Origin of the sequence: Streptomyces sp. NPDC046716 (assembly GCF_040645755.1) — a bacterium.
Classification (GTDB): Bacteria; Actinomycetota; Actinomycetes; order Streptomycetales; family Streptomycetaceae; genus Streptomyces.
In genome coordinates, this window is sequence record NZ_JBEYYU010000127.1 from 1 (window position 1) to 6505 (window position 6505).

General features: G+C 70.7%; 5 protein-coding genes and 1 pseudogene. 4 read left to right on the top strand and 2 right to left on the bottom strand.

Going from position 1 to position 6505, the window contains the following annotated elements; translation table 11 throughout:
* Window positions 1-154: 154 nt before the first annotated feature.
* The gene (locus ABZ930_RS41140) at window positions 155-1672 is read right to left on the bottom strand and encodes an MFS transporter (protein ID WP_361560672.1); all 1518 of its coding nucleotides are present in this window, start codon (window positions 1670-1672) and stop codon (window positions 155-157) included.
* A 110-nt stretch (window positions 1673-1782) separates the two neighbouring features.
* On the opposite strand from ABZ930_RS41140, the gene ABZ930_RS41145 reads away from it, so the two are divergent.
* On the top strand, window positions 1783-2352 hold the full coding sequence (locus ABZ930_RS41145; RefSeq protein WP_361560675.1) for a TetR/AcrR family transcriptional regulator: 570 nt from the start codon (window positions 1783-1785) through the stop codon (window positions 2350-2352).
* Here ABZ930_RS41145 and ABZ930_RS41150 read toward each other — a convergent pair.
* Window positions 2349-3536: a helix-turn-helix domain-containing protein gene (locus tag ABZ930_RS41150; protein ID WP_361560678.1), complete on the bottom strand. Its 1188-nt coding sequence runs from the start codon at window positions 3534-3536 to the stop codon at window positions 2349-2351. The genes ABZ930_RS41145 and ABZ930_RS41150 overlap by 4 nt on opposite strands.
* Before the next feature lie 175 nt (window positions 3537-3711).
* On the opposite strand from ABZ930_RS41150, the gene ABZ930_RS41155 reads away from it, so the two are divergent.
* The 3 genes and pseudogenes from ABZ930_RS41155 to ABZ930_RS41165 all read left to right on the top strand — a co-directional run.
* On the top strand, window positions 3712-4638 hold the full coding sequence (locus ABZ930_RS41155; RefSeq protein WP_361560680.1) for a proline dehydrogenase family protein: 927 nt from the start codon (window positions 3712-3714) through the stop codon (window positions 4636-4638).
* A 68-nt stretch (window positions 4639-4706) separates the two neighbouring features.
* Window positions 4707-6338 carry an L-glutamate gamma-semialdehyde dehydrogenase gene (gene pruA, locus ABZ930_RS41160; protein ID WP_361560683.1) on the top strand — a complete coding sequence of 544 codons (1632 nt, stop codon included), beginning with the start codon at window positions 4707-4709 and terminating at the stop codon, window positions 6336-6338.
* A 61-nt stretch (window positions 6339-6399) separates the two neighbouring features.
* Window positions 6400-6505 (top strand): annotated as a pseudogene (locus tag ABZ930_RS41165) (MFS transporter); the annotation flags it as partial.

Consider the following 6505-nt stretch of genomic DNA (forward strand, 5'->3'; position numbering starts at 1 on the left):
GACGACGCCGGTGCCGTGGGGCAGCCGCAGCGTGCGCCGGAAGATCCGCGCCCCTGAAGCGAGCTTCGCTCGCCCAGGGGAAGGCTGCGCGCAGCGCATGCCTTCAGGGGCGCGGGGAACTGCGCGACCAGCCCCCACCGGCCCGCAGACGAGATCACGCGGCGACGTCGGCCGAGGAGTGGCGCAGGGCGCGAGCCGCGAGCACCGCCGCCACCAGCAGCACCCCGACCCCGGCGAACGCCGCCACATGCATCCCACTGGTGAACGCCTCCCGCGCAGCGGCCAGCAGCGCCGACCCCGCCTGCCCCGGCGACCGCCCGGCCAGGGCCAGCGCGCCGCCCAGCGTCTCGCGGGCCTCGTCCGGAGCGCCGGCCAGATCGTGCCGGTAGACCGCGGTGCCGATCGAGCCGAGCACCGCCATGCCCAGCGCGCCGCCGAACTCCTGCCCGGTCTCCAGCAGGGACGAGGCCGCGCCCGCCTTCTCGGCCGGGGCCGCGCCGAGCGCCAGATCGGTCAGCTGGGCGCCGACGATGACCGCGCCGCAGGCCAGCACGCCGGCCCCGGCCAGCACGGTCCACAGGGAGTCGGTCCCGGTGAGGGCCAGCAGCCCGTAGCCGCAGGCGCTGGTCAGGAAGCCGATCGCGACGACGGTGGAGCGGTGCACGCCGCGCTGGACGAGCACGGTGGCGACGGGCGCCGCGCAGCCGATGAGCACGCTGGGCAGCAGCGCCCACAGGGCCGCCTCCAGCGCGCTCTTGCCGAGGACCGCCTGGAGGTACTGGGTGGTGAAATACGCCGAGCCCAGCATCGCGAACGCCGAGATCAGGTTGAGCAGCACGGCCGGACCGAAGCCGCGGTGCCGGAACAGCGCGGGGGAGATCAGCGGCGACGCGGCCCGGCGCTGGCGGCGGACGAAGAGGAGCGAGAAGACGAGGCCGACCACGATCGACACCACGTACCGCGGCTCGAAGCCCTCGGACGGGATCTCCTTGATGCCGTAGACGAGGGGGAGCACCGCGGCCATCGACAGCGGGACGCTCACCAGGTCGAAGCGGCCGGGGTTCGGGTCCTTGAACTCGGGGAGCAGCAGCGGCGCCAGGATCAGCAGCAGCACCATCGCGGGCAGGTTGACCAGGAACACCGAGCCCCACCAGAAGTGCTCGACGAGGATGCCGCTCATCACCGAACCGAGGGCGATGCCGCCGGTCATGACACCGGACCAGATGCCGATGGCCTTCGCCCGCTGTCCCGCGTCGCGGAACATGTTGCGCACCAGCGCCATCGTGGACGGCATCAGGGTGGCACCGCCGATGCCGAGCACGGCACGGGCCGCGATGAGCATCTCCGCGCTGTCGGCGTAGGCGGCGCAGACGGAGGCGGCGCCGAAGGCCACCGCGCCGGTCAGCAGGAGCTTGCGGCGCCCGATGCGGTCGCCGAGCGAGCCCATCGTCATCAGCAGCCCGGCGAGCACGAACGCGTAGATGTCGAAGATCCACAGCTGCTGGGTGCCGGTCGGCGCGAGGTCGGCGCTGATCTGGGGGATCGCGAAGTAGAGGACCGAGACGTCCATGGAGACCAGGAGCAGCGGCAGCATCAGGACGACCAGGGCGGTCCATTCCTTGCGCCCCGCAAGGGAGTTGGGGGCTGTGGTGGTGCTCGTCGGGTTCGTCATGAGCAGGACTGTACGGTTGTCTTAAACGTCTGTCTAGTACGAGCGTATAGAACGGCTGTGTAAAACATTGGTATAGGACGTCTGTATGGATCCGGGGTACGGTGCCGGGCATGGGACACCGAGAAGATCTGCTCGAGGGCGCCAAGCGCTGCCTGCTGGAGAAGGGGTTCGCGCGGACGACCGCGCGCGACATCGTCAAGGAGTCGGGGACCAACCTGGCGTCCATCGGCTACCACTACGGCTCGAAGGACGCGCTGCTCGCGCAGGCCTACGTGGCGCTGGCGGAGGGGGTCTCGGAGGAGTGGGGCGCGCCGGACGAACTGCCCGGCGCGCCCGGATCGTTGGAGCGGATCAGGGCCGTGGTCGGGGGCGTCACGGAGAGCCTCGGCAAGCCCGGCTCCATCTGGCACCTGAGCATGGAGCTCATCATCATGGGCGACAAGATGCCGGCCCTGCGCGAGCAGATGTCGGCGGCCCAGCGCGAGGCGGGGCGCGGCTTCATCGGCATGGTCATGGGGGAGGAGCCGCCGGCCGACGACCCGAGCGTGGACACCCTCGGCAAGTTCTTCTCGGTGCTCGTCATCGGGCTCGTCGCCCAGCACACCTTCGACCCGGGCTACTCACCGACCGCCGACGAACTCACCGAGGGCCTGCGCCAGTTGCTGGAGGCGGCGCGCTAGAGCCGCGCCGCCTTCAGCCCCATGTGCAGCAGCAGCCGGTCCTCGCCCTCGTCCAGGTCGAGGCCGGTGAGCTGTTCGACGCGGGACAGGCGGTAGTAGAGGGTCTGGCGGTGGATGCCGAGGGCCGCCGCCGTGCGGCCCGCCTGGCCCGCGCAGTCGAGGAACACCTCGGCGGTGTGCGCCAGTTGGTGATGGGCGGGGGAGAGCAGCGCGGTCAGGATCGGGTCGTGGGCCGAGTCGGCGGGGAGCGCCGTCAGCAGGCGGTACGGGCCGATCGCCGACCACCGGGCGTCGGGCCCGAGCCGCGGATTGGCCAGCGCGGTGCGGGCCGCGGCCTGTGCCTCCTGCCAGGACGTCGCCAGTTCCGCCAGATCGGTGCGCGGGGCGCCGATGCCGGCCGCGACGGGCCCCTCACCCGCGCGGGCCCGCAGTTTCTCCGCCGCCGTGAGCGCCGGGGTCAGCACCTCCGACGAGCGCAGCCGCACCAGGAGCGCCAGGCACTGGCCCGTGGTGCCCCAGGGGACGGTGCACAGCGCGTCCGCCGCCGGAAGCGTACGGACCGACGGCGCGTCGTCCGGGTCGGCCGAGGGCCAGGGCGCCACGCACACCACCGCGTGCAGCCCGTCGGCCCGGGTGCCCAGCGCCGTACGCAGCGCGGCCACCGCCATGTCCCGCTGCCAGCCGCGCTCGGCGGTCAGCACCGAGTGGAACTCGCGGGTCAGGTCGGCGCCCGCCTGCGCCTCGTCCGCGAGGAGCGCGCCGATCCGGCCCGCGACCTCCATCGCCGCGTCCAGCTGCTCCTGGGCGGGGCCCGGCTCGTCGTCCAGCAGCCATACGTAACCGAGCACGAACCCCCGATGGCGCACGGGCAGACAGATGCGGCCGCGGTACACGCCCGCCTCCGGAGTCGCCGGGATGCGCACCGGCTCCGTGGCGCGGGCGATGCCGAAGCCCTCGAACCAGGCGCGGACCGCGGGCGTCGAGCCGCGCGTGAGGATCGAGCGGGTGCGGACCGGGTCCAGGGCCGCCTCGTCGTACTCGTCGGCGCTCACCTGCTGGCCGAACGCGATCAGCCGGAAATCGCGGTTCTCCAGCGTCGCGGGGGCGCCGAGCAGCGCCGAGATCTCGTCGACCAGTTCCTGGTAATCGCCCTTCACCCCACCATTCTCACCCACCTCAGGCATCCCTTCATACAGATGTCTGAGGTCGCGGCCACAGATGCGTGACAGCTGTCAATGGCACAGGATCGGAGGGATCCTTAGATTTCACGGTGGTTCCACGTGCCGTTCCCGCTATGAGTGGTATCCGTGCTTTACGCGGGTTCGGTCTATCCGCACTCATGCTCCATGGAGGTGCCCCGTGCTGGCTCCCCTGATCCTCGCCGCGTCGCGCAGCGACAAGATGCGCGCCTTCGTGTCGGCGGCGCCGGGCACCAAGCAGGTCGTCGACCGCTTCATCGCGGGAGAGACCGTCGACGACGTGATCCCGGTCGTTCAGGGCGCAGCCGCGAAGGGCCTCGAGGTCACCCTCGACGTCGTCGGTGAGGACATCACCACCGTCGAGCAGTCGCACGCCGCGCGCGACGCCTACCTGGAGCTGATCGAGCACCTCAAGGACCTCGGCCTCGGCCCGCAGGCCGAGATGTCCGTGAAGCTCTCCATGTTCGGACAGGCGCTGGAGGGCGGCCACGAGCTGGCCCTCGCCAATGTCCGCCCGGTCGTCGAGGCCGCCGCCGCCATCGGCACCACGGTCACGCTCGACGCCGAGGACCACACCACCCTCGACTCGATGTTCGCCATCCACGAGGAGCTGCGGAAGGACTTCCCGCAGACCGGCTGCGTCATCCAGTCCTACCTCTTCCGCACCGAGGACGACGCCCGTCGCCTGGCCGCCGCCGGCAGCCGCGTGCGCATCGTGAAGGGCGCCTACAAGGAGCCCGCCGAGGTCGCGTACCAGGACAAGGCCGAGATCGACAAGGCGTACGTCCGCATCATGCGCATCCTCATGGAGGGTGACGGGTACCCGATGATCGGCTCCCACGACCCGCGCCTGATCTCCATCGCGCAGGAGCTGGGCCGCCAGGCCGGGCGCAAGCTGGACGAGTACGAGTTCCAGATGCTCTACGGCATCCGCAGCGAGGAGCACCTGCGGCTCGCCGCCGAGGGCCACCGGATGCGTGTCTACACCGCGTACGGCACCGACTGGTACGGGTACTTCATGCGCCGCCTCGCGGAGAAGCCCGCCAACCTGCTGTTCTTCGGCCGCTCGATCCTCACCAAGGGCTGAGCCCCACCGCTTCCGTAGATCAGTCCCCAACTCCCCCGACCCCCCGAAGGAGATACGGACCCATGACGCTGGACGCCGTGACCCAGGTCCCCGCCCCGGTCAACGAGCCGGTGCACGGCTACGCCCCCGGTTCCCCGGAGCGCGCCCGCCTGGAGGCCAAGCTCAAGGAGCTGGCCGAGAACCCGATCGAGCTGACCTGCACCATCGGCGGCGAGAAGCGGATGGGTGGCGGCGAGCGCTTCGACGTCGTGCAGCCGCACAACCACAAGGCCGTCATCGGCACCTACGCCAACGCCACCACCCAGGACGCCCAGGACGCGATCGACGCCGCCCTGGCCGCCGCCCCGGCCTGGCGCGCGATGGCCTTCGACGACCGCGCCGCGATCATCCTGCGCGCCGCCGAGCTGCTCTCCACCACGTGGCGCGAGACGCTGGCCGCCTCCACCATGCTCGGCCAGTCGAAGACCGCCCAGCAGGCCGAGATCGACACCCCGTGCGAGCTCGTCGACTTCTGGCGCTTCAACGTCCACTACGCGCGCCAGATCCTCGCCGAGCAGCCCCCGGCGAACTCCACCGGCGTGTGGAACCGCATGGACCACCGCCCGCTGGAGGGCTTCGTCTACGCGATCACGCCGTTCAACTTCACGGCCATCGCGGGCAACCTGCCCACCGCCCCCGCCCTCATGGGCAACGTGGTGGTCTGGAAGCCGTCCCCGACGCAGACCCACGCCGCCTTCCTGCTGCTCCAGCTCCTGGAGGAGGCCGGCCTGCCCAAGGGCGTCATCAACCTGGTGACCGGCGACGGCATCGCCGTCTCGGACGTGGCCCTGAACCACCGCGACCTCGCGGGCATCCACTTCACCGGTTCGACCAAGACCTTCCAGCACCTGTGGAAGACGGTCGGCACCAACATCGAGAAGTACCGCACCTACCCGCGCCTCGTCGGCGAGACCGGCGGCAAGGACTTCGTCGTCGCCCACCCCAGCGCCGACCGCGCCGTCCTCAAGACGGCCCTGACCCGCGGCTCCTTCGAGTACCAGGGCCAGAAGTGCTCCGCGTCCTCGCGCGCCTACATCCCGGCCTCCATCTGGAACGACGGGTTCAAGGAGGAGTTCGCGGCCGAGGTCGACGGCATCACCATGGGTGACGTCACCGACCTGTCGCACTTCATCGGCGCCCTCATCGACGACCGCTCGTTCGCCAAGAACAAGGCCGCGATCGACCGCGCGAAGGCCGACGACTCCTGCACGATCGTCGCCGGTGGCACCTACGACGACTCCGTCGGCTACTTCGTGCGCCCGACCGTCATCGAGTGCACCGACCCGGCCAACGAGGTCTTCACGACGGAGTACTTCGGCCCGATCCTGGCGATCCACGTCTACGACGACGAGAACTACGACGCCGTCCTGGAGCAGATGGAGTCGGTCTCCGACTACGCGCTCACCGGTTCGGTCATCGCCAACGACCGTGCCGCCGCCGCGTACACGATGGAGAAGCTGCGCTACGCCGCCGGCAACTTCTACATCAACGACAAGTCGACCGGTGCCGTCGTCGGCCAGCAGCCGTTCGGTGGCGGCCGTGCCTCCGGTACGAACGACAAGGCCGGTGCGCCGCAGAACCTGATGCGGTGGACGCTGACCCGCGCCATCAAGGAGACGCTGGTCCCGCCGACCGACTACACGTACCCGCACATGGGCTGACACCAGCTCCGCGGTTCACCCGCCCCTCGGCCCGGCCCCCTCCGGCCGAGGGGCGGGTTTTCTCGTTTCCGGCTTCCGCCTGATCCAGGGCTTCTCCACGGGCGGCGAGTACGGCGGCGCCTCGACCTTCATCGCCGAGTACGCGCCCGACAAGAAGCGCGGCTTCT

Coding starts and splice junctions, on each gene's coding strand:
- ABZ930_RS41145 (WP_361560675.1), top strand. CDS start 1,783: ATGGGACACCGAGAAGATCTGCTCGAGGGCGCCAAGCGCTGCCTGCTG.
- ABZ930_RS41140 (WP_361560672.1), bottom strand. CDS start 1,672: ATGACGAACCCGACGAGCACCACCACAGCCCCCAACTCCCTTGCGGGG.
- ABZ930_RS41150 (WP_361560678.1), bottom strand. CDS start 3,536: ATGCCTGAGGTGGGTGAGAATGGTGGGGTGAAGGGCGATTACCAGGAA.